Annotated in this window: 17 protein-coding genes; 13 read left to right on the top strand and 4 right to left on the bottom strand. The window is 70.4% G+C overall.

Annotation, left to right across the window (positions count from 1 at the left end; translation table 11 throughout):
- Nucleotides 1-8 precede the first annotated feature (8 nt).
- From DFI_RS16440 to DFI_RS20990, 4 genes are all read left to right on the top strand, one after another.
- The gene (locus DFI_RS16440) at nt 9-2,018 is read left to right on the top strand and encodes a DUF11 domain-containing protein (protein ID WP_027464143.1); all 2,010 of its coding nucleotides are present in this window, start codon (nt 9-11) and stop codon (nt 2,016-2,018) included.
- 112 nt (nt 2,019-2,130) lie between these two features.
- Nucleotides 2,131-4,917: a DUF11 domain-containing protein gene (locus tag DFI_RS16435; protein ID WP_027464142.1), complete on the top strand. Its 2,787-nt coding sequence runs from the start codon at nt 2,131-2,133 to the stop codon at nt 4,915-4,917.
- Nucleotides 4,914-8,063, top strand: coding sequence for a hypothetical protein (locus tag DFI_RS16430; RefSeq protein ID WP_043779530.1), 3,150 nt, complete (start codon nt 4,914-4,916; stop codon nt 8,061-8,063). The genes DFI_RS16435 and DFI_RS16430 overlap by 4 nt, the downstream gene beginning before the upstream one ends.
- Before the next feature lie 100 nt (nt 8,064-8,163).
- Nucleotides 8,164-11,925 carry a beta strand repeat-containing protein gene (locus DFI_RS20990; RefSeq protein WP_027464140.1) on the top strand — a complete coding sequence of 1,254 codons (3,762 nt, stop codon included), beginning with the start codon at nt 8,164-8,166 and terminating at the stop codon, nt 11,923-11,925.
- Between the two features lie 286 nt (nt 11,926-12,211).
- Here DFI_RS20990 and DFI_RS16420 read toward each other — a convergent pair whose 3' ends face one another.
- The 4 genes from DFI_RS16420 to DFI_RS16405 form a co-directional block, all read right to left on the bottom strand.
- Entirely contained in the window at nt 12,212-13,264 is a 1,053-nt protein-coding gene (locus DFI_RS16420; RefSeq protein ID WP_155864604.1) for a hypothetical protein, read from the bottom strand.
- 135 nt (nt 13,265-13,399) lie between these two features.
- The gene (locus DFI_RS16415) at nt 13,400-14,524 is read right to left on the bottom strand and encodes an NAD(P)/FAD-dependent oxidoreductase (RefSeq protein WP_027464138.1); all 1,125 of its coding nucleotides are present in this window, start codon (nt 14,522-14,524) and stop codon (nt 13,400-13,402) included.
- Nucleotides 14,521-15,342, bottom strand: coding sequence for an SDR family NAD(P)-dependent oxidoreductase (locus tag DFI_RS16410; protein WP_027464137.1), 822 nt, complete (start codon nt 15,340-15,342; stop codon nt 14,521-14,523). The genes DFI_RS16415 and DFI_RS16410 overlap by 4 nt, the downstream gene beginning before the upstream one ends.
- A gap of 185 nt (nt 15,343-15,527) precedes the next feature.
- Nucleotides 15,528-16,436, bottom strand: a complete 909-nt coding sequence (locus DFI_RS16405; protein ID WP_027464136.1) for an EamA family transporter — start codon at nt 16,434-16,436, stop codon at nt 15,528-15,530.
- A 107-nt stretch (nt 16,437-16,543) separates the two neighbouring features.
- On the opposite strand from DFI_RS16405, the gene DFI_RS16400 reads away from it, so the two are divergent.
- The 9 genes from DFI_RS16400 to DFI_RS16360 all read left to right on the top strand — a co-directional run bounded on the left by DFI_RS16400 (nt 16,544) and on the right by DFI_RS16360 (nt 22,558).
- Nucleotides 16,544-17,287, top strand: a complete 744-nt coding sequence (locus DFI_RS16400) for an AraC family transcriptional regulator (RefSeq protein WP_043779529.1) — start codon at nt 16,544-16,546, stop codon at nt 17,285-17,287.
- Between the two features lie 62 nt (nt 17,288-17,349).
- Nucleotides 17,350-17,679 carry a DHCW motif cupin fold protein gene (locus tag DFI_RS16395; RefSeq protein WP_027464134.1) on the top strand — a complete coding sequence of 110 codons (330 nt, stop codon included), beginning with the start codon at nt 17,350-17,352 and terminating at the stop codon, nt 17,677-17,679.
- 293 nt (nt 17,680-17,972) lie between these two features.
- Entirely contained in the window at nt 17,973-19,190 is a 1,218-nt protein-coding gene (locus tag DFI_RS16390) for a tetracycline resistance MFS efflux pump (protein ID WP_043779526.1), read from the top strand.
- Nucleotides 19,191-19,194: 4 nt separating this feature from the next.
- Nucleotides 19,195-19,404, top strand: coding sequence for a hypothetical protein (locus tag DFI_RS16385; protein ID WP_043779524.1), 210 nt, complete (start codon nt 19,195-19,197; stop codon nt 19,402-19,404).
- A gap of 26 nt (nt 19,405-19,430) precedes the next feature.
- On the top strand, nt 19,431-19,982 hold the full coding sequence (locus DFI_RS16380; RefSeq protein ID WP_043779522.1) for a helix-turn-helix domain-containing protein: 552 nt from the start codon (nt 19,431-19,433) through the stop codon (nt 19,980-19,982).
- 34 nt (nt 19,983-20,016) lie between these two features.
- The gene (locus tag DFI_RS16375) at nt 20,017-20,493 is read left to right on the top strand and encodes a GNAT family N-acetyltransferase (RefSeq protein ID WP_051308265.1); all 477 of its coding nucleotides are present in this window, start codon (nt 20,017-20,019) and stop codon (nt 20,491-20,493) included.
- A 99-nt stretch (nt 20,494-20,592) separates the two neighbouring features.
- Complete coding sequence (locus DFI_RS16370) at nt 20,593-21,066, top strand: DinB family protein (protein ID WP_027464132.1); 474 nt, start codon at nt 20,593-20,595, stop codon at nt 21,064-21,066.
- Between the two features lie 407 nt (nt 21,067-21,473).
- Nucleotides 21,474-21,881, top strand: coding sequence for a response regulator (locus DFI_RS16365; protein ID WP_027464131.1), 408 nt, complete (start codon nt 21,474-21,476; stop codon nt 21,879-21,881).
- Nucleotides 21,882-22,153: 272 nt separating this feature from the next.
- Nucleotides 22,154-22,558: a hypothetical protein gene (locus tag DFI_RS16360; RefSeq protein ID WP_027464130.1), complete on the top strand. Its 405-nt coding sequence runs from the start codon at nt 22,154-22,156 to the stop codon at nt 22,556-22,558.

The following is a 22,558-nucleotide window of genomic DNA, read 5'->3' as shown; positions in this document are numbered from 1 at the left end:
AGGAATTTGTGAAGAACACCCTGTCCCTGGCGGCCCTGACCGTCGCTCTCCTGTCCGCCAACGCCCTCGGCGCCGGTACGCTCGCAGGCACCCAGATCACCAACACCGCGACGGCCACCTACGGCGACGCGACCGGCGCCGCCCAGCCCGAAGCGAAGTCCAACACGGTCATCACCACGGTGCAGGAAGTGCCCAGCTTCTCCGTCCTGCTCAACGGCCAGAACTCCAGCGGCACCCCCGGCGGCACCACCTTCACGCCCGCCGGTACCATCAGCGCCCGCCCCGGCGACGTCGTGTCGTTCCGCTACACCCTGACCAACACCGGCAACGTCGCCGACACCTACACCCTGCAGCCCCAGACGGTCTTCGGTACCTCGGCGCCCACGAACGTGGCGTACTACCCGGCCAGTGCCGACACGAACAGCGACGGCGTCCTGACCCCCGCCGAAATGAGCGCTTCTGCGCCCATCACCTCGATCGCGTCCGTGGCCGCCGACGATCCCAACACCACCGGCAACGACGGCTCCACGGTGTTCTTCTTCGCCACGTACACCGTGCCCACAGCCGCCACCGACGGCCAGACCCTGGGCACCAACCCCATCGTGGCCGGCGCCAAGGCCACCACCGCCGACGACAACAACTACAACCAGACCACCGTGAGCCGCAACGACTCCGGCCTGATCGGCCCGCGTGACGACAGCAACGCCGACGGGACCGTCGACAACACCACCACGGCCGTCACGCCCTACCAGAGCCCCGAAGGCCGCACCATCACCTACAGCGGCGACAGCCAGAGTGCCACCCTGCCCTACAGCGCCGCTGCCCAGGTCATCACTTTCACCCAGACGGTGAAGAACACCGGCAACCGCGACGACGTCTTCGACATCACCCTGCCCACCCCGGCCCAATTGGACGCTGCCGGCTTCCCGCTTGGTACCACCGTCGAACTGGTTGGCCTAACCGACAGCGACAGTGACGGTGTGCTCGACACCGGCGTGCTGGCCCCGAACGGCCTGGCCGCGTTCAAGACCTTCCAGGTGAAGGTGACCGTGCCCGCCGGCGCCATGCCCGACGCCCCGACCACCATTCCCTCAGTGCTGATCACGGCCCGCTCCAGCAACGACCCGAGCTTCGTGAACACCACCAGTGACAACGTCCTGCTGTCCGGCGTTCAGTTCGGTGAGCGCACCACGCAGCCCGGCACCTCCCCCAACCCCGTCACCCAGCTGGTCGGGGCCCCGGGAAGCACCGTCACCTACCCGCTGGACGTGTACAACGCCGGCAACACCAGTGACACCTTCACCCTGAGCGGCAGCGTGACCGTGCCCCTCGCCGCCGGCGGCACGCAGCTGGTGCCCGTGCAGTACTACGTCGACGCCGACAACGACGGCGTGCTGGATCCCGCGGAATTGGCCGCCGGCCCCGTGACGAGCACCGGGGCCCTCGCCCCCGGCGCCGAAGCCAAGCTGATCGCCGTGATCAACATCCCGGCCGGCGCCGCCTCCACGCCGAACACCACCCTGCCCATCACCAACACGGTGACCTCTGGAAGCACGGGCGCGGTGGCCGCCGACAACAACGACACGCTGCGCGTCACCAGCACCGGCGCGCTGGACATCAAGAAGTTCGTGGACGCCTGCGGCAAGACCAACGTCTGCCCGGCCGCGCCGCTCTTCGGCTCGACGCCCACCAACATCCCGGCCGAGCCCCAGGACGTGCTGCGCTACACGGTGATTGCCAAGAACAACACCAACAACGTCGTCACCTTCCTGTACCTCAAGGACTTCCTCCCCGAGAACACCACCTTCGTCAGCATCAGTGGCGCGTACTCCGGCACCGGCACCATCAACTACCGCGTCGACGGCGGCGCCTGGAGCACCACGGCCCCCACCGCCCTGACCGCCGGCCAGATCGTGGAGATCGCCGTGGACACGAACAGCGACGGCTCCATCAACCTCAGCGACACCATCGGCGTCGGCAGCGAACTCAAGATGGACTTCCGCGTCAAGATCAACTGATTTCCGCTCTCCCCGGGCGCCCGGTCCCCCATTTCCGGGCCGGGCGCCCACCAACACGAGAATGTCCTTTTTGACACGGCACGTCCTTTTCCTGACTTTCCTGGAGGCCCCTGTGCGAATCCCCCCCCTGCTGAACTCGCTGATGGCGGCGCTCCTGACGCTGACGGGCGCCGCGGCTGCCCTGGGCACCCCGGCGGGCACCCAGATCACCAACGTGGCGAGCGCGGAAGCGCGGGGCGCCGAGGACGGGCAGCTCTTCCGCGTGGCCAGCAACCTGATCTCCACCGAGGTCAGGGCGGTGTGCGCGGTGAACGTGACCCCGGACGGGACCGCCGCGCAGCCGGCGCGGACGCTCACGGTGTTCAGCGGCGAGCGCGCCCTGTTTCCGTACACGGTCGTCAACACCGGCAACGCCGGCTTCACCCTGAACCTCACAGCCCGCCAGGAGCCCGGCTCCACCCTCACGCTGGGTGAGGGTGACGTCCGGGTGTTCCGGGACACCAACGCCAACGGCCTGCTGGACGCCGGTGAACCTGAGGTGTCCGCCGTGACCCTGCGGGCCGACGAGGCCGCCGCCGTCATCATCGAGGCGCGCACGTCCCGCCTGGCCCGCGGGACGGCCGCGCTGACGCTGGTGGGCGCCTGCACCGCCGCGAACGGCGGCGTGCAGGACGAGAACAACACCTCGGTCCTCAACGTGCGGGGCCTGGCCGCCGTGGGTCTGAGCAAGACCATGGTGCCGGCGCAGCCCAAGCCCGGCGACGTGGTGGACGTCAGCGTACGCGCGGAGAACAGCGGCAATGCCGACGCCTCCGCGCTCAGCGTGACCGACCTGCTGAACACGCCGGAGCTCGCCGGCCTGCAGTACGTCCCCGGCAGCGCCAGCGTGGCGACCGGGACACTGGAGTACACCCGCGACGGAAGCACCTGGGGCCCGGCCGAGACCGCCCCGGTGGCGGGCGTGCGGTGGAATCTGGCGCAGCTGAAAGAAGGCGGCGTGGGCGAACTGCGCTTCAAGATGCGCGTGGACGCCCAGGCGGCCCTCGGACAGCGGGTCAACACTGCCCGGCTGAGTGACGCCTCCGGCATCCTGGCCGAGGCGTCGGCCACCGTCACCATCGGTGCCGGCCCCCGGATCGCGCTGGGCCCGGTCAACGCGCCGGACGTGACCGAACTCGGCGAGGACGACCAGCAGACGCGCACCGGCGCCGTCCTCAACCAGCCCACGTGCTTCGAGCAGACCCTCCAGAACACCGGCAACGTCCCTGACCAGGTGAGCGTCCGCGCCGCCGTGACGGCCGGCCAGGCCGACGTGACCCTGCTGGACCTGAGCGGCGCACCGCTCCGGCAGCCCCTGGCGCTGGCCCCGGGTGAGCGCCTGAGCTTCCGGGTCTGCCTGACCCCCCGCAGCGGCGAGGACGTCCGCCTGATGCTCAGCGCCTCCTCCTCGGCAGGTGCGGCGGACAACAGCACCGTGGATCACCTGCGCGGCATCGACGCCCGGCCGGCCAATGTGGCTTTGCCCCTGACCAAGCGCGTGACGCCGGAAGGCGCGGTGCAGGCCGGCGCTGCCCTGACCTACACGCTGACGGCCCGCAACAACTACGCCTTTGACCTGACCGGGGTCACGGTAACGGACGTGCTGTCCTCCGACGTGACGTTCGTGAGCGCGGACCTGGGTGGCCGGGCCGATGGCCGCACCGTGACCTGGAGTCTCGACCGGCTGGCCGCAGGCCAGGAAGTCCGCCTGACCCTGGCGGTCCGGGTGCTGAACGGCGTCAAGGACGGCACCGTCATCACTAACGAGTTTCAGCTCACGAGTGCCCAGACGCCCAACGCGGTGACGTCCAACCGCGTGCTCACGCCCGTGTGGTCGGCCGCCCTGACGCTGCAGAAGTCGGTGTCGGCGGCGCAGGCCACCACCGGGGACCGGCTGACCTACACCCTGCGGGCGGTGAACACCTCCCCCACCGCGGCCCTGCGTGACCTGACGATCACGGACGTGCTGCCCCGCGGCCTGGTGTACCTGCCCGGCAGCAGCCGCCTGGACGGGACGGCGGTGGCCGACCCGGTGGGCGAGCAGGGCCGCCTGACCTGGACGGTGCCGGCCCTGGCGGCGCAGGCGAGCGCAACCATCAACTTCGACGTCCGCGTGACGCCGGACGCCGGCGCGGAGTTGCTCAACACCGCCGTGGCCCGCGCCTTCGGGGTGGCGGGTGAAGCGGTGGCCGCCGTGGCCTCGAACACGGCGAGCGCGGTCACCCACCTGACCCGCGGCCTGCTGGGTAGCGCGCAGCACGTCCTGATCGGCCGGGTGTTCGTGGACCGGAACGACAACGGCGTCTACGACAGCACCGATTCCCCAGTGGGCCGCGCCCGGGTGCTGCTGGCCGACGGACGCGCCGCCCTGACCGATGCGGACGGCCGCTATCACTTCGCCGACGTGACGGGCGGCACCGTCGCCCTGCGCCTCGATCCCAACTCGGTGCCCTACCCGGCGCGGCCCATGCCGCAGGACGGCGGACTTCGCGGCACGCGGGGCGTGCTCGTGAGCGGCCTGACCAGCGTGGACTTTCCCCTGATCCCGCTCGCGGGCGGTGTGAGCGCCCTCACGTGCAACTGCGCGGAGTTCCGCTATGGTGACCTCACCCTGACCAAGACCGTGACCCGCGACCAGGACGGCTTTACCGTCACCCTGAGCCTGCGTGCGCCCCGCGCCCTGGCCGACCTGAACCTCACCGATGCCCTGCCCGCCGGTGCCCGGCTGCTGAGCGGAACTCCCGGCCTGACGGTGGCCGCCCTGCCCGCCGGCGAGCACATCCTCACCTACCGCTACACCATGCCGGCTTCCACGAGCGGCGCCCTGACCCCCCCCACCCTGCGCTGGAGGCTTCCATGATTCACTCCCGGATGCGTGCCCCGCTGGCCCGTGCCGCGCTGGCCCTGACGCTCGCCCTGTCATCCGGCGCACTCGCGCAGACCGTCCCCCCGGCTGTCCCGGCGCCGGCCGGCTCAGAAGCGGTCCCGGCCGAGGTCACCCAGACCGTGACCCTGCCCTTCTCGGCACCCGCCCAGGCCGAGCGGCTTGTGCTGGCCCATGACCTTCCTCAGGGCGTGCGCTTCGTGGCCGGCAGCGTCACCCTGGACGGCGTCTCGGTGCCGGATCCCCGGGTGGGTCCCAGCGGGCGGCTGTACTTCGAACTGCCCGCCCGGACCCAGGGGGTGCTGCAGTACCAGATCATCGGCGGCCAGGCCGACCTGATCCTCCCGGCACCGGCCCTGCTGGCCGTGTACCCGCGGGACCGGCGCGAGGTGCTGGCGGGCAGCCTGGACCTGCGTGACTACGCGGCGGCCAGCACGCCCCGGGCCGGCGCGAGTGAGAACCCTGGCGCGGTCAAGACGCCCCTGGCAGGCACGGTCTACCGGGACCGTAACCAGGTCAGCGTGACCGTGCAGGGTCCGCTGGACCGTGACCTGACCCTGACGGTCAACGGCCAGCCGGTGCCCGCCGCGCTTCTGGGCCGCCGCGTGACCGATGAGTCGCAGGGCACCGAGACCCGCGACTACCTCGCGGTGCCCCTGCAGGTCGGGGAGAACGTGTTGAGTGCCGGCGGCGATCAGGTCCGCGTGTACCTGGCCGGACGCACCGAGCGGGTCGTGGCGGAAGGCGTGCAGTTGCAGGCCGACGGCAGCACCCCCGTGCGCGTGCGGGTCCGGGCACTGGACGCCAACGGCCTGGGCACCGCCGTGCCGTTTGTGACGGTGCGCAGCAGCCTGGAACCGCTGAGCCCCGACGCCAACCCCCAGGAAGCCGGCTATCAGGTGCGCCTGACGGACGGGGAGGGCGTGCTCGAGCTGCGCCCCCAGACGGTGCCGGCCACCCTCACGCTGGAGTTCGGGGTCGACACCCTGGTGCAGCGCCAGGTGCTGGCGGTGACCCCGGACCCGGCGCGGGTGGCCCTGGGGCACGTCAGCGTCACCCTGGGCCTCACGCCACTTCACTTCGCGGACGCGCGCGGCGCGGCGTACCTGGAGACGATGCTGGGGGCAGGCAAGCTGTACGCCGCCGTCAACAGTGAGGGCCTGCCAACACAGGAAAACCCCACGCAGCGCTTCCCGCTGTACGGCGACGCGTCCACGCAGACTGTGCCCCTGTCCGGGGCGGATCCAGTGGCGTTCCGCTATGAGCACCCGGATTACTGGGCGCACTACCGCCAGGCCACCGTGCCGGTCGATGTCTTCCCGGTGGGGAGCCTCACGGCGCTGGCCTTCAGCACCCGCGGCGACACCCGGATCTCGGGGTACGCGGCCCTGGTTCCGCGGGAACAGGTCGATGAAATCCTGACGCCGGACGGGACGCGCCTGTACCGTCTGCGGGTGTCGCCCGTGGCGCCCGACTCGGAAAGCATCGAGCTGGTCACCCGTGAGCCCGGAAGCGGCAAGGAACTGGGCCGCACCGAGCTGCGCCGGATGGTGGACTACACGCTGGATCCCATCACGGGCGTGCTGACGCTGAGCCGCCCGCTCACCCGCGTGGACGAGGCGTTCCGCGACGTGACCCTGGAAGTCCGCTACCGGACCGCCCAGCCGCTGAGCAACCGTGGGCTGTCGTGGGGGGCCCAGGTGCAGCGCGACGCCGGTCCCTGGAGTGTGGCGGCCGCGGCCGTGCAGCTTGACGGCACGCTTTCCAGCGGCGCGCGGGCCCGCTACACCACCGCCAACACCCGCGCCAGTGCCCTGGTGGCGTACAGCGGCGCGTGGCAGGTCAGTGCGGACGTTCAGAGCAAACTGACGTTCGGGGTGGCCAGCGCGAGCGTGCGCTACCAGCAGGCCGGCTACGCGGGCCTGGGCGCCTTCGATGAGGGCCTGCGTGCCCAGGGAAGCGTTCAGGCCAAACTGAACGACCGCTGGACCGGCGTGCTGGAAGGCACCTACGTCAGCGCGCCAGAGGAGCACAGCAGCACCGTCAGCGCCGTGGCCAGGACCACCCAGGGCCCCTTCTCGATCGGAGGAGGCGTCCGGGCCGGCAGCGGCGACAAGGCAGGCTTCGGTCTCCTCGGTGAACTCGGGTACCGCGGCGAGCCGCTGAATGTGGACCTGACGCACTACCAGGCCCTGACGGGCACCGGCTCGACCACCACCTTCAGCGCCAGTTACGCCCTGAGCCCCAACGTGAGCCTCACCGCCCGGGAGGAGGTGCGCTGGGGGGAAGACAGCCGGGGCCACCTCGGCCTGAGCGGCCGGTTCGGCAGCACCAACCTCAGCGTGCAGTACGAGCTGCCCACGGCCAGCGGTGACGGCAACCGCGCCCGCTTCGGTGTGGACACCACGCTGCCACTGAACCGGCAGTACAGTCTGGGACTTGCCGCGGCTTACCTGTACGACCTGGAAGACCAGGAGAGCGAGGTCAGCTTCAGCCCCACCCTTCGTTACCAGAACGGCCAGACGAGTGCCACGCTGGGCGCCGATTTCTCGGTGCGTGCAGGCGTCCTGAAAACCGTGCTGCGCGGGGGCATCACCACGAGTGTCAACGACCGGCTGACGGTGACGGCCGACGGAACGGCAGAATTTGGCGCGACCCCAGGCGCCCGGGTCGCCTTCGGCAGCGCCTACCGCAGCGGCGACTGGAACGGCCTGGCGTACCTGCGCTACCAGAGTGGCAGCCTGGCGGCCGGCCGCCCGGAACTGACCGGCGAAGGGCAGCTGGAATACCACCGCGGAACCTGGGCGCTGCGGGGCGGCGTGGCGGCGCGAACGCTGCTGAACGACCCAGACAGCTTCACCTGGCAGCCCAGCGTCGCCGGCATGGCGTACGTCACCGACTGGCTGGGCCTGGGGGCCGGCGCGCGCGCGCTGATCCAGCCGGCCACCCAGACTGCCCAGTACGGCTTCGGGATCGAGGCCAGCCTCCGCACCCTCCCTGGCATCTGGACCACCCTCGGCTATAACCTGAGCGGCTTCGACGGCCTGGGCACGGTCTACACCCGCCCCGGCTTCTACGTCCGCCTCGATTTCATCTTCGACGAAACCACAGGAGCCCGCTGATCATGTTCTGGACCCCTGCTCTGCTCAACCCGCGCGGAGGCCGCGTCAAGGCGGCCTCCGGACGTCCCCTGGCACCTTCCCCGGAAAGGCCCCGACTGTGATGCCGGCCCTGCTGCGGCGGCTGCGTCTGGGGAAGGTCCCGCTGATCGGCATGCTCCTGGCCCTGCTCAGCGTCAGCGGCGTGTCCCATGCCGCGACCCTGAACCTGGTGTTTCAAAACGGCGTCAGCAGCGCGGGCGGCGCCTGCGCCACAACGGTCGGCAGTGTGTGCCGGTTCCGCAACGTGGTGGTGGACAGCGCCAATGCGCCGCTCGCCTCGAGCAATCCGCTGCAACGTGACGTGCTGGTCACCGTGACCGCGCTGAGCGGCAACGCCCGACTCTCCGGCGCGCTCGACGACGACAGCGGCACCAATATCGGTGCGTCGTTCTTCGCGCCCACCACGGACGTGACCTCCACGCCCGTCAATACGGACGGCTACGCCTCGTTCAGTTTCCAGTTCGTCACCCCGGGGACGTCGACCGTCCAGGCGGCCGACGGCACGGTCTTTATCACCGCCTTCGACGTGGACGGTGACGGGGCCACCAACGGCCTGCGCGAATTCAACGAATTCGACGGGGCCGCCCGCACGGGCCTGGCCGCGACCACCAACCTCGACCCCATCACCCCCATCAATGCCGGGGCGGCCAACGCCCGGTACCGGTCCAGGACCTCAGCCGCGCTGGCCGGCATCAGTACGGCAGACACCAACAAGGCCTCGGCGGTCTACACCAACCCGGGCACCTTCACGCTGATCACCGGCTCCACCGCCGGCGCCCAGGTCTGCAGCGGCGTCGCCTGCGCCCGCCTGAACGCCTTTTCATTCCAGATCAGCCCCAGTGTGGTCACCACCAGCGTCCTGAACGGCTACAAGGCGGCCCGGCTGACGACCGACGTCAACAATGACGGCCGGGTCGGCACGGACGACACCGTGACGTACACCGTCACCTACGCCAACACCGGCAACGCCCCCGCCACCAACTTCCAGGTCACCGACGCCCTGCCGGCGGACGTCACCTTCAAAGGGCCGCTCACAGTGACCGTCAACGGCACGGTCACCGCCAGTGCCGCCAACACCACCTACAACGGCACGACCCAGACCGGCCTGCTGGCCAGCGGGGTGACGCTGCCGGCGGGCGGCACGGTGGTGATCAGCATTCCCACGACGGTAGTCCGGACAGTCGCCGGGACCTTCACCAACCAGGCGGTCTCCGGCACGATCAGCACCGACAACGTGGACGCCAGTGCCACCTACCCGCCGTCCGTGGGCACGACCACCGGTTGGACAGCCTTCACCACGAACCTGAGCGGCAGCGTCGCCCAGACGATGACCACCGACGTGCTGGCAACCAGCGTCACCACCGTCGGCGCGCCCGGCATCGGCGGCGTGGTCTTCGAAGACGTCAACTACGGCGGCGGCGCGGGCCGCAGCCGCGCGGGCGCCGCCGGGGTGGCCCGGCCCGGGGTCCGGGTCGAGCTCTACACGGCCGCCGGCGCCTTCGTGGCGGCCACCACCACCGATGCGAACGGAGCGTACACGTTCCAGACGGCTGCCGGCAGCTACGTCGTGCGGGTCGTGAACAGCACCGTGACGTCATCCCGCGCCCTGAACGCGGGCGCCACCACACCCCTGGCCGTGCAGACCTTCCGCACCAGCGGCGGCGCCGACGACGTCAACCGGGTCGGCGGCGAAAACCCCCAACTGGTGGACGCCGCGGCGAACACCAGCAGCGCGGCCCTGAACACCCTGAACACCTCCACCACGGCGGCGCAGTCGGTGGGCGCGGTCACGGCCGTGAACACGGCGGCCGTCACCACCCTGGACTTCGGGTTCAACTTCGATACGGTGGTCAGCACCCGCGACGCCGGACAGGGCAGCCTGCGGCAGTTCATCCTGAACAGCAACGCCCTGACCAACACGGGGCTGGCCCAGGTCGGCCAGACGGCCGGTACGGAAACGTCCATCTTCATGATCTCCGACGGCGTGGCCCGGCCCGGCCTGCGCAGCGGCCTGCCCAGTCAGCTCACCGCCGGGGTGGCCGTCATCACGCCCGCCAGCCTGCTGCCCGCCGTCACCGACAGCTACACCGTCATCAGCGGCCTCACCCAGACCGCCAACGTCGGCGACAGCAACCCCGGCACCCTGGGCACCGGCGGCACGGTCGGTGTCGACGCCCTGGCCCTGCCGGTCCAGAACCGTCCCGACGTGCAGCTCACCGGCGCCGGAACAACCGCGGCCTTCGCCACCGGCCTGGACCTGCAGGCCAGCAACACCACCGTGCGGGGCCTGAGCATCACCGGCTTCGGCACAGCCGCCAACACCAACACCAGCGCCAACATCCGCATCGGCGCTTCCGCACAGAACACGCTGATCGAGCGGAACTTCCTGGGCATCGCCGCGACCCGCCCCACCTTCGACTGCCGGACCGGCACCACCGCGGCCACCGGCCTGGGGGACAACATCCGTGCCATCGGGGGCGACAACGGCACCGTGCAGGACAACCTGATGGGCTGCTCCGCCGGCAAGGGCATCGGCCTGGAAGCGGGCTCGACCGGCTGGCTGGTGGTCCGCAACGAGATCCGCGGCAACGGGATCGGCAACAGCAACCTCGATGGCGTGGACCTCGAAGGCGCAGGATCCGGCAGCCACACCGTCCGCGGCAACCTCATCGTGAACAACGAAGGGGTGGGCATCGACAGCTACGGAGGTCAGGGCAGCAACACCATCGAGAACAACACGGTCCTCAGCAACGGCCTGGGCACCGGCGCCAACCTGGAAAACCCCGGCATCCGCCTCTTCGGCACGGGCAACACGATCCGGCGGAACATCATCACCGCCAACCGGGGGGCCGGCGTACTGGTCACCGCGTCGAACGGAACGCTGCCCGACGCCACCGGCAACACCCTCACGCAGAACAGCATCTTCGACAACAGCGGCATCGGCATCGACCTGGCCAGCGCCGCCGACAGTCAGGCGGTGGGCACCAGTCCCTTCGTGACCCGCAACGACGCCGGGGACGTGGACACCGGCGGGAACGCCCTGCTGAACTTCCCGGTCTTCAGTGGCGCCGTGATCGACGCTGCCGGCAAGAACCTGACCCTGAGCGGCTTTGCGCGCCCCGGCGTCCTTATCGAACTGTTCGTGGCGGCGCCCGATCCCAGCAACTTCGGCGAGGGCAAAACCTACCTGGTCAGCCTGACCGAAGGGGCCAGCGGCACGTTCAGCGACACCAACGCCGGTACCGGCACGTACACGGACGTCAATGCCGGAACCGACACCACCAACCGCTTCACCTTCGTCGTGCCGCTGACCAGCCTGGCGGGCGTCCAGCTCGGCACGAAACTCACGGCCACCGCCACGTGCCTGAGCAGCGCCACCTGCACCGCCGCGCCCACAGGCTCCACCAGTGAGTTCAGTCTGATCACGACCGTCACCGGGACGCCGCTCGTCAACCTGACCAAATCGGTGCGCAATTGTGGTCCCATCGCGCCGGGCGCGGCCTGTACCGGCACGTACGGCGTGAATGTGGTCGGGAAGCCGGGCGACGTCCTGGAATACAAGATCGACTACGTGAACGTGGGCGTCGACACCGCCACCGACCTGGTGATCATCGACAACGTCCCGGCCAACAGCACGGCCCTCCAGAGTGGCTTCGCCAGTGGCCGCGGTCTGAGCTGGACGGTCGGCAGTACCTCCACACTGCTGACCTCCGCCGCGGGAGACGACGCGGGCACCCTGAGCCCCACCCGCCTTCAGCTGAACGTCGGATCGGTGGCTCCTGGCGCCACGGGCTCGGTCGTCTTCCGCACCACCATCCAGTAAGGAAGCAGAACGGGAGGTCCGCACACAGCGGCAGGAATGTAAGCCCGCGGACCAGAACGCCAACTCAAGGGGACGCCACCCGTGTCCCCTTGAGTTGGCTGCTTCTCTCAGCCGGCCAATCTGAAGCCGTGCAGCTGACGCCCGGGCGCTCCTGACGCGCGGCGCAGGAGGCATCCGGGCCATGGGTTCGGAATGCCTCCTGCACGTGAATGCGTCAGGGACCTCGGGCGGACAGGCCTGACCCGGTCTTCCGCGTCAGAGCTGAGGGGCGCCCTGTTCCGGCCGGTCAGGCTGGCGAGCCGCGGCCGTTCGGGGTGCCCGGCGCCGTCCGGCGGGGCCGCACGACAGGCGCCTCGTCGGTCAGGTCAGCGTCGATGTTCGCGGCCGTGGCGGGCGCCTGGTCTCCCTGAGCCGCAGGCGCCGGGCTCAGACGATACAGCGCCGCTTCCCGGCACAACTCCTCGTACTGACCGTCCAGGCGAAGGTCCGCGCGGTCCGGGCGCACCTGTCGGACCACCAGGTACTCCAGCAGGGTCGGCTCTGCCCGGTCCAGGACGGGAAGGAGCTGCCCACCGTAGAGGGTGCTGTAGGCGCGCCACGCTGCGCCCAATGCGGCCGAGGACCAGTGGGCGAGTTCGGGATGGTTCGTGCGGAGCAGCCGCGTTTCGGCCAGCCGCAACGGCCGGCCGTGGTACGCGGCCGGATCCAGGACGAGCGCCGGACGGATCAGGTCGTACAGCCCGCGGGCGTAACACACGACCCGCCCCTGCCGCTCCCACACCCGCAGCATCTTCCGTGCCTGCCGCTGGGCGTCCGCGGAACGGCTGCCGAAGACCGCGTCGGCCAGGCGCTCCGCGGTCATGGGCCAGGCCGCGCGCCGGGCCAGGTGCCAGTCCACGTCCACGGCCGGCGCGCGGGAGGTCAGCCCCTCCTGTATGGCGGGCAGGTCGTCCAGGGCGGTCCGGGGGAGGTAATCGACGTTGGGAAAGTCTCGCCAGGGCGACCGAGGCCGGTGCAGGGCAAGGTACCGGCGGGCATCGTCGAGGTGGACGAGCAGGGGCGTGGTCCGGCCCCGGCGCCCGTTCTGAATCAAGGGGACGTGATGACGGCGCATCCAGCGTTTCAGGCTGGCGAGAGGCACTTCGGCCACGCTGGCCAGGTCGGTAAGGCGGACCCAGCTGTGCTGCGCGGCGCGGCCACCGTACAGGTGCTCCGCGGCCACGTCCAGGGTGCATAGCAGTTCCTCGGCGACAAAGGCTGGGCTGAGGTCGCCGTAGACGTGCTGCAATTGACGGATGTGCTCAGCTGGCGGCAGGCAGCACGGTGGGCGGTCGGACATCAAGCCCCCATGGTAACGCGGCGGCGCGGTCACAGGTCTGGACGCCGGGGCCCACCTCCCCTCAGGGAGTCCTCCTGCCGTTCAGCGGGACGCGGCCCAGCACCACGTTCGGGCTGGAATGCTCCCAGAGGCAGCTCACACCTGAATGTCGGCGGTGGCCGCGGGCACACGGGCAAAGCGGTCGTAGTTCAACGGGGTCACGTCGATGAACGGGGGTTCGCCCATCACCTCCTGTGCGATCACGCGGGCGACCGCGGCGGCCTGCATCACGCCATGTCCGGAGAACCCGCAGGCGTTCAGCCACCCGTCGGCTCCCGGGAGGCGGCCCACGATGGCCTGATGGTCCGGGGTCACCTCGTAGTACCCCCACCAGCTGGCCCGGCGGTCCAGGGTGGCCTCGGCCAGCCACGGAAAGCGCGCCATGGCGGCTTCAAGGGTCGGTTCCAGCCACGTCCAGTCCATGCCATCCCTCCACCCCACGTCGGCCGGGTCGGCGCGGCCCAGGATGAGGCGCTCGCCCTCGGAGCGCAGCCACACGCCGCTGCCCAGGTCGAAGATCATCGGCAGGGGGCGGGGAAGTGGGAGGGGCCCGGTCGTGAACACCATCCGCCGCGCCGGCCGGACGGGAATGGTCAGGCCGGCCAGCGCGCCCACTTCGCCGGCCCAGGCGCCCCCCGCATTGACGAGCAGCGGCGCCTCCACCGCCCCCGCCGTGGTGCGGAGCTGCCAGACGCCCGCAGCGCGCCGGAGGCCGGTCACCGCGGTGTCCAGCTGAAAGCGCGCGCCGGCCTGCCTGGCCCGGGCGACGTACGCCATCGTCAGTCCGTGGGCGTCCACGTACCCGTCGGTCCCGCAGTACGTGCAGCCGCCCACACCGCCCGGGTCGAAAGTCACGTGAGCCTGGGCCTGTGCGGGTGTGAGCTGCTCCGTGGGCACGCCCAGCTGGCGCTGCAGCCTCACGGCCTCCTGGTGGGCGGTCCACTGGGTGTCCGGGACCAGCAGCAGGTACCCGCCCGGGTGGTAGCCCGACTCGGGCATGCTGGCGTACTCCTCGATGCTGTGCCTGGACAGCAGGATGTTGGTCGGGGTGGTGAACTGTGCCCGCACGCCGGCGGCGCTTTTGCCGGTGGACCCGCCGGCCGGCCGGCCCTGCTCGACCACCAGCACCTTCAGGCCCCGTTCGGCGAGGCGCCACGCGCAGGCGGCGCCGATGACGCCGGCCCCGATGACGGCCACGTCCGCGGCTGCCGGGGCGGTCATTCGAGGTCCGCGTCCACGGCAGGGAACCCCTCGACGGGGAAGGTGTCCACGTTCGCCGAGCGCTGCTGCACCAGCACGCCCCCGTCCACCGAGATGAACTGCCCGGTGACGTACGCCGCGTCGTCCGACGCCAGGTAAAGTGCCGCCCCGGTCATGTCCTCGGCCACGCCGTACCGGCCCAGGGGGACGGTGCGCTCGCGCACGCGCAGCTCGTCGTCCGTCAGGCCGTACGTGTTGATGAAGCCCGGCACCACACCGTTCACGCGAATGCCGTAGGGGGCGAGGTCCAGCGCCATGGCGCGGGTCATGGCCTCAATCCCGCCCTTGGTCGCGTCGTACGCGACGTTGCCCCGGTGAGCGCGGGTGGCGCCGCCGGACGACGTGCTGATGATGACGCCCCGGCGCCGCCGCGCCATCACCCGCGCCGCGCGGTGGGAGCACAGGAACACGCTTTTCAGGTTCACCTGGATGATCCGGTCCCACCACGCCTCGTCCGCCTCCAGGAAGTGCCGGGCGGTGTCGATCAGTCCGGCGTTGTTGTACAGCACGTCCACGTACCCGAAGGTCGCCTCGACCTGCTCGAACATGGCGTTCACCTGCGCGGCGTCCGAGACGTCCGCCGGCACCGCCAGGGCCCGGCCGCCCGCCGCGGTGATGCCGTCCACCACCACCTGCACCGCGTCTTCCTTCACGTCGTTGACGGCCACCTGGGCCCCTTCAAGGGCGAAGCGTTCCGCCACGGCCCTTCCGATGCCGCCCCCGGCACCGGTCACGAGAACGACGCGGCCTTCGAAGCGGCGGGATGCACTGTTCGTCATAAAGTCTCCTTGGGTCTCATGCGGGCCTGACCCCGCGGTCCCTTCCGCGGTCAGGCAGGCCGGTCACAGGTCGATTGTGACGGGCAGGGGGTCCTCCATGCGATGAAGGGCGGGCTTGGGGAAGCCGCCGCACTCCCGGGTGCTGGGCAGCGGGTCGGCCCGCACCCGAAGAGAAAGCTTGATGCTCAAGGCTGGCCTGAAGACTCAGGCGCAGTGGTGGCCGGGGACCGCTGGGCGAACGCGGCCCCCGCGAGAATGAGGGCGCCGCCCACCACCTGGGTGAGGTGCACGTCCTCCCCGAGAAACAGCAGGGCGAACAGCGCCGCCCACAGGGGGTCGGTGGTGGTGAGCAGACTGACCCGAGCCGGACCGATGCGCCGCACCGCTTCCGAGAGGGCCGGCAGGGCGACCAGGGTCGGGATCAGCAGCATGGCCAGGATGACCCCCCACTGCGCGGGGTGGTGCGGGACGGCCAGCTGGGCGGTCACGCCGCCCAGAACCACGAAGGTGGCCGCACACACCAGCGAGACGTGCGCCGTCACGGTCAGGGGCGAGGCGGTGCGGGCCAGGCGGCCACTGGCGTACAGGTACCCGCCGTACAGGGCCCCGCTCGCTCCGCCCAGCAGCAGGCCGGCGCTGTCCCCGTCACCGGCGCCGGGGAGCCCCACGACCACCCCGAGCCCCGCCAGGGTGCACAGCAGCGCCCCGCCCTGCCCGCGGGTCGGACGAACGCCGGCCAGTGCGCCGTACAGAATCACGAAGGCGGGCGCGACGTACACGAGCAGGGCGGCCGTTCCGGCAGAGATGCGCGCCAGGGCCAGGAAGAACAGCACGGTCGACGCGGCGTACAGCGCGCTGAGGACCAGCAGTTCGGCGCGCAGCCGAAGGGACAGGCGCCCGAAGCCCAGGGCGAACAGCAGCACCGAGGTCAGGCCGAACCGCCAGCTGAGCAGGGCCGGCGTGGACAGCTGAAGGGTCAGGGCCAGCTTCCCCCACAGGCCCAGCGTTCCGGACGCCGCCGCCGACAGCAGCGCCAGACCGATGCCGCCCCGGTCAGCGGCCGCCGGTGGAGGAAAGGAAGAGGCCCGCAACATGGGGTCATGGTAGGCGGCGCCCGGCGGGGCGTCTTGATCAGAACGGCCTGGGCTTCTGCGGAATTCAGCACACCTCTGCGGCCAGTGCAGGTGTGGCAGAGTGGGTCATGCAAGACCTCAGGGAGTGGCTGCGGCCCGCACCGGACGGCAGCTGGCCGCTGGAGACCCTGCTCGACGGGGCGCCCGACCTGATGTTCTACGTCAAGGACCTCGGGGGCCGGTACGTCAGCGTGAACGACACCGTGCGGCGCCGCAGCGGGGCGCGGCACAAGCGCGACGTGCTGGGCCGCACCGCCGCGGAAGTCTTCACCGGCGAGCCGGGGGTGCGCTCCAACGAGCAGGACGTGCGCACCCTGCGCGAAGGCCGGGAACTGCGGGACGTGCTCGAGATGTACTTCGGCCCGCGGGGCGAGGCGATCTGGTGCCTGACCCACAAGATTCCCCTGCGCAACGCGGAGAACGACGTGGTGGGACTCGTGGGCGTCTCCAGGGACGTGCCCGCCTCCGTGGAACGGCACGAGGAGTTCACCCGGGTGGCCGAAGCGCTCGCGTACATGCACGCGCACTACGGGGAGCCCCTGCGCGTCCCGTCCCTCGCCGCCCGCGCCGGGTTATCCCAGGACGGTTTCGAGCGGCTGATGAGGCGGGTCTGCCACGTCACCCCCCAGCAGTTCCTGATCAAGGTGCGGCTCGACGCCGCCGTGGCGCTCCTCCGGGACCCCGGCCGGTCCATCTCCGACATTGCCCATTCGTGCGGGTACACCGATCACAGCGCCTTCGCGCGGAAGTTCCGGGCGGTGACAGGCATCACCCCGCAGGCCTACCGGGCCCGCGTCCTGAACGCACCCTGACGGCCCGGTACCCCGGTCAGGGCGTCCGCCCGCCACACGCACCACCGGGGTACGCTCAGGAGATGCAGATGCATGACATCCCGTTCGGCACGACCGACTGGTCCCTGGTCGAGGAGACGGTTCACGCCGGTGAACGCGGCGTGGCGCGCTGGCGCACCCGGCATTTCGGGGCGGTCCGGGTGCGTCAGGTGGAGTACACCGCGGGGTACCTGGCGGACCACTGGTGCCGGAAGGGCCACATCCTGCTGGTGCTGCGCGGTCAGCTGGACACGGAACTGGAGGACGGGCGCGTGTTCACCCTGACGCCGGGGATGAGCTACCAGGTGGGTGACGAGGCCGAGGCGCACCGGTCCTCGACGCCGTGCGGAGCCCTGCTGTTCATCGTGGACTAACCCACCGTCCTTGCCGGTGCATGAGCGGCAGCAGTCTGACCGGCGCGACGTCCTCTTTCTCGGCAACCCAGCCCCCGGGACCGGCGATGGACGTGGCCTGACCCTGCTTCCCCTCAAGGTGGGCGGGCCGCCTGTCGGGAGCAGGGTCCGACGGGTCCAGGGGGCGTGCAGGCGACCTGGGCGGCCCGCTCAGGCCGCCCCTCAAGCGGCGCAGGACGCTCCTGAGGCCGGGTCCCTCCAGTCGTCGCGTTTTTACAAGTGCTTCCGGCAGCCCCCTTCCTACCCTGGCACGCATGAGCCGCGCTTCTCTTCCTTTTCTGCTGGTCACGGCCTTCCTGTTCGCGGTGGGCATGTCGATCGTGTTCCCGCTGCTTCCGGCCCTCGTCGGGCAGTACGTCTCCGGCCGCGAGCAGGCCACAGTCGTCGGCCTGCTCGCGGCCCTGTATGCCTTCCTGTCCTTCTTCTCCGGCCCGGTCCTCGGGGCGGTCAGTGACGCGTACGGCCGCCGTCCGGTGCTTCTGCTCAGCCTCGTGGGAACCGCCGCCGGCAACCTGCTGTTCGGTCTCGGCGGCAGCCTCGGCCTGCTGTTTCTCGGCCGTTTTCTCGAGAGCGTCATGTCCGGCGGCATGGGCGCCCTGATGGCGTACGTCGCCGACACCACCGACGAGGCGGACCGCGGCGCGGTCTTCGCGAGGATCGGCGCGACGGTCGGCGCCGGGATGATTCTCGGGCCTGCGATCGGCGGGGCCCTGGCCCATTTCGGGCTGGGTGTGCCCATGTTTGCGGCGGCGGCCATTGCCCTGCTCAATGCCTTGTGGGGTGCGTTCGCCCTGCCGGAGAGTCTCCCTCCCCGGGAGCGGCACCTGGAATTCAGCGCCGGGCACCTCAATCCCTTCACTCATCTGCGGGCGGCGCTCGCGCATCCCCCGGTGCGCCGCCTGGTGACGGTCAGCATGCTGTTCACCCTGCCCCTGCCCCTGCTGCAGATCGCGCTGCCGATCCTGGCGCAGGGGTCGCTGCACTGGTCGGTCGCGCAGGTCGGCACGCTGTTCATGGTGGCGGGCACCTGCGACATCGTGGGCCAGGGCCTGGTCCTCCCTCGCCTGCTGACCCGCTTCGGGGAACGCCGCGTGGCGCTGAGCGGCCTGGTGATGGGCGCGGCCGGCCTGCTGCTGCTCGCGGGTCTGTCCGCGTGGCCGTCCGCCGGGCTGCTGTACGGCGCGGTCGTGGTCTTCTCCCTGGGCGAGGGGATGTTCACCGCAGCCTTCAACACGCTGCTCTCCCTGGCCATTCCCGCGGGGGAACAGGGCCGCGTGCAGGGCGGAGCGCAGGCCCTCGGTGAACTCACGCAGGTGGTGGGCCCGCTGGCCGGTGGAGGCCTGTACGCGCGGTTCGGCGGCGCAGGAACGTTCAGCGCCGGGGCGGGCCTGGCCGTGCTGGCGCTCATGCTCCTGGCCGGCCGGACCACTCCGGCAGCGTCCCGGGTGGCCCCAGGTCCCGGCCTATCCTGACCGCATGGCCTACCGCGAGTTCACGCCCGCGCCGCCGCTGCAGCCCCTGGTGGGGCGGCTGTGGGTGATGGACCATGACGCCCCCGGCACGGCGCACGAACACCGCCTGCTGCCGGAACGCCTGGCGCGGTTGACGTTCGCTTCGGCGCGCAACTGGGAGCGGGATGGGCGGGAGGTCTGGACGCCCCACCAGGGGCTGCAGCGGCGGGCCTGACAGTCCGCCCGCGGGACGGCCTGGTGATGGGAGCCGGCCGGGTGCTGGGGGCGGAGCTGTTTCCGTGGGGTGCGAAGCAGCTGTTCGGCTGGCAGGCGGACGCGCCCCTGGACCTGAGTGACCGGCCGGAAGCCGTGGCGATCACGGCCCTGCTGCGGGCCGGGAACGTGGGTGAGGCGCGGGAGGTCCTTGAGGACTGGTTGCTGCGGCGGCTGCGAGTCACGGACCAGGAACCGGGGCGGGGTGTCCAGGCCGCGAGGGTGCTGTACACCACGCCCGGGGAAGCGAAGGTGACCCGGCTGGCTCAGGCCCTGAACGTGAGCGTCCGGCAGCTGGAGCGCGAATTCGTGCGTGAGGTGGGCGTCACCCCGAAGACCCTGGCCCGCCTCATCCGGTTCGGGGCGGTGCAGGACCGGCTCGGACGCCAGCCTGGGGGGACCCTGACGGCGCTGGCCCATGACCTGAATTTCACGGACCAGGCACACCTGAACCGTGAATTCAGGGCGCTGGCCCACATGGCTCCGGGGCAGTACCTGAAGTTCCTGGGCCGGCGTCAGGCCGCCGAGGGCATCAGCTAGCCCGGTGGGTTCAGAACGGGCTATGGTGGGGTTCATGACCCTGTTGCCAGTGCGCGGCCTGCGCGAAGCGGACGCTCCGGTCGTGCAGGCATGGCTCCGTACCTACCTGGCCGAGCATCTGAGCTGGTGGCAGGCGGCGTACGGGTCCCCTCCGGCGTCGGACCTGGCCGAGCTGGTGGGCCGCGACTGGCAGGAGCTGATCGGGGCCGACCCGGACCGGCAGTGGGTCCGGGTGACGGGCGAGCACCGCGCTCAGGGCATCGTGTTTGCTGAGAAGCGCCGGGACCGCTACATGGGCTTCGAGGTGGGCGTCCTGTCCTGGATCTACGTGGACGAGACCGCGCGGGGACAGGGGGTGTCCACGGCGCTGATGACGGCAGCCGGCGACTGGATGACCGCCCAGGGCGTGCGCGGGCGCGAGGTGTTCGTCACGGCGCAGAACACGGCGGCCGTCAGGCTCTACGAGCGTCACGGCTACCGGGTCGTCGACCACCGGATGCTCGGCCGGTGATCGCACAGAAGCCAGAACGTCTCCCCGCTGGCGCCCACCCTTGAAAGACGTCAGGAACTGACGGCAATCCCCGGTACCCTGGGCTTCAAGGAGAGCCACATGACAGAAGCGGACGCGGGGGCGGGAATCTTTACGGCGCAGGAAACGCTCGACCACTGGCGGGGCCACCGGGCGGTGACGCGCCGCACCATCGAACGCTTCCCGGACGAGCATCTGTTCTCGTTCACCCCTGCCCCGCCCCTGCGGCCCTTCGGGGAGATGATGCTGGAGGTCATTCGCATGATCCCGCCCAGCCTGCAGGGCATCGAAACCGGGGACTGGAACTTTCAACTGGCCGACATGAGTGGCGTTCAGGACAAAGCGGCCCTGCTTCAGGCCTGGGATGAAGCGGACGCGTTCATCGAGGCGCGCTGGGCCCACCTGACCCGCGAGCCGCTGCGGGGCGTGGTGCCCCCTCTGCCCCATCTGCGGGCGGTGCCCTACCTGGTGGACAACGAGATCCACCACCGGGCGCAGGGGTTCATCTACCTGCGCCTGCTGGGAGTCGAGCCCCCCGCTTTCTTTGAGCGGTGATCCGGACGCCTGGGCAAGGTGCCACCGACTGGGCCGGCGAAGGTGCGACCTGAACCTGGTGGCCCGTGGGCTCCACACGGAAGGCGGTGACTCGCGGGTCAGCTGGACAGGGGCTGCGCTCTGTCCTGCCCTGGGTCCAGACTGGAGGCACCCCACAATTCAGGCCGACCGAGTGAAGCCGGCCGGGTCCGCCCCACCTTGCCCGTGGGGCGTTTCGCCGCCTGGTCATGGCGCGCCCGTCGCTTGGCATATTGATCGAAGAGCCCAGGCAGCCGGGAGACCTGTGGTGGCGCAGGGCACCCGGACGGCCCGCGCGCTCGGGACGCGAGCCATCGACACTGCGTCCTGGAAGCGCACTGGGCGTTCCATGACTGTTCCAAATGAAGATTCGGTTAACCTTTTGGCCGATGAAGCTGCGACTCGCCCTGGTAGACGACAACCCCATGGACCGGGACCTCGCCACCGAGGCCCTCGATGAGGCCTGCCCGGACTGCGAGGTCGAGCTGTTCGCCAGCGGTCAGGCCGTCCTCACGCACCTGCAGACCGGGGGTGTCCTGCCGGACGTGATTCTCCTGGACATCAACATGCCGGGCATGAACGGCTTCGAGGTCCTTAGAGCCCTGAAGGCCGACCCGAGGCTGTGCCTGATCCCCGTGGTGATGCTGACCACCTCCGGGGCGTCCGAGGACATCCAGCAGGCGTACACCCTGCACGCGAGCTCCTACGTGGTCAAGGCTGCGTCCTTCAGCGCCTTCCTGGAACAGGTGGAGTCATTCATCCGGTACTGGACCCTGAACGAGCCTGCCCTGGTGTGACGGTGAGGCGCCCACAGCGCCTCACTGAATGCCTTGGAGTGTCGCACCCCTGGCGGTCCTTTCCATTCTGTTGAACGCCATGTCGGTGTTTGCTAAATCCACTTTCAGGCCCGCTCCGGAACTCCTTGACCAGAACCGAGGTCCAGTCTTGAGATGCCCTCAGGGCCCTTTGGCCGAGTTTACTTGTCCGCCAGACGGCAGGCCGCAACGATGAACCCGTGAGAACGCCCGAGGGCCAGCGTGCCGGGGCCAGTGCCAGACAGGGGGAATCCATGAATTCACAACAGGTGGCCACAGGACTCGGGCTGTTCAGCCTGACACTCGGGGCACTGGAAGTGCTCGCTCCGGGGACACTGACGCGTTTTTTGGGCGTCCGGGAGCACAACACACTCGTGAGGGCGTACGGGGCCCGTGAGCTGCTGGCCGGCGCCGGGCTGCTGCTGCAGCCGGGGGCGCGTGCTGTGTGGCTGTGGTCACGGGTGGCCGGCGACATTCTCGACCTCGCGACCCTGGGGATGGCGAAACCTGACGAGCCGGCGGGACGCAAACGCACCGCGAATGCCCTGGCCATGGTGACGGCCATCACCGTGGTGGACGTGCTGACCGCCCGCGCGGTCACGCAGGGCGCCCAGCCGGTCGGATCTCGGCTCAAGGTTCAGCTCGGCGGGAGGCGCTGA

Origin of the sequence: Deinococcus ficus (genome assembly GCF_003444775.1) — a bacterium.
Classification (GTDB): Bacteria; Deinococcota; Deinococci; order Deinococcales; family Deinococcaceae; genus Deinococcus; species Deinococcus ficus.
Note: the sequence above shows the minus strand (reverse complement) of the source record. Positions and strands in the feature narration are given on the sequence as shown.

Excerpts from the sequence above, each read along its gene's own strand:
- DFI_RS16430 (WP_043779530.1), top strand. The coding sequence starts at position 4,914 with ATGATTCACTCCCGGATGCGTGCCCCGCTGGCCCGTGCCGCGCTGGCC.
- DFI_RS20990 (WP_027464140.1), top strand. The coding sequence starts at position 8,164 with ATGCCGGCCCTGCTGCGGCGGCTGCGTCTGGGGAAGGTCCCGCTGATC.
- DFI_RS16420 (WP_155864604.1), bottom strand. The coding sequence starts at position 13,264 with ATGTCCGACCGCCCACCGTGCTGCCTGCCGCCAGCTGAGCACATCCGT.
- DFI_RS16415 (WP_027464138.1), bottom strand. The coding sequence starts at position 14,524 with ATGACCGCCCCGGCAGCCGCGGACGTGGCCGTCATCGGGGCCGGCGTC.
- DFI_RS16410 (WP_027464137.1), bottom strand. The coding sequence starts at position 15,342 with ATGACGAACAGTGCATCCCGCCGCTTCGAAGGCCGCGTCGTTCTCGTG.
- DFI_RS16405 (WP_027464136.1), bottom strand. The coding sequence starts at position 16,436 with ATGTTGCGGGCCTCTTCCTTTCCTCCACCGGCGGCCGCTGACCGGGGC.
- DFI_RS16400 (WP_043779529.1), top strand. The coding sequence starts at position 16,544 with ATGCAAGACCTCAGGGAGTGGCTGCGGCCCGCACCGGACGGCAGCTGG.
- DFI_RS16395 (WP_027464134.1), top strand. The coding sequence starts at position 17,350 with ATGCAGATGCATGACATCCCGTTCGGCACGACCGACTGGTCCCTGGTC.
- DFI_RS16390 (WP_043779526.1), top strand. The coding sequence starts at position 17,973 with ATGAGCCGCGCTTCTCTTCCTTTTCTGCTGGTCACGGCCTTCCTGTTC.
- DFI_RS16385 (WP_043779524.1), top strand. The coding sequence starts at position 19,195 with ATGGCCTACCGCGAGTTCACGCCCGCGCCGCCGCTGCAGCCCCTGGTG.
- DFI_RS16380 (WP_043779522.1), top strand. The coding sequence starts at position 19,431 with ATGGGAGCCGGCCGGGTGCTGGGGGCGGAGCTGTTTCCGTGGGGTGCG.
- DFI_RS16375 (WP_051308265.1), top strand. The coding sequence starts at position 20,017 with ATGACCCTGTTGCCAGTGCGCGGCCTGCGCGAAGCGGACGCTCCGGTC.
- DFI_RS16370 (WP_027464132.1), top strand. The coding sequence starts at position 20,593 with ATGACAGAAGCGGACGCGGGGGCGGGAATCTTTACGGCGCAGGAAACG.
- DFI_RS16365 (WP_027464131.1), top strand. The coding sequence starts at position 21,474 with ATGAAGCTGCGACTCGCCCTGGTAGACGACAACCCCATGGACCGGGAC.
- DFI_RS16360 (WP_027464130.1), top strand. The coding sequence starts at position 22,154 with ATGAATTCACAACAGGTGGCCACAGGACTCGGGCTGTTCAGCCTGACA.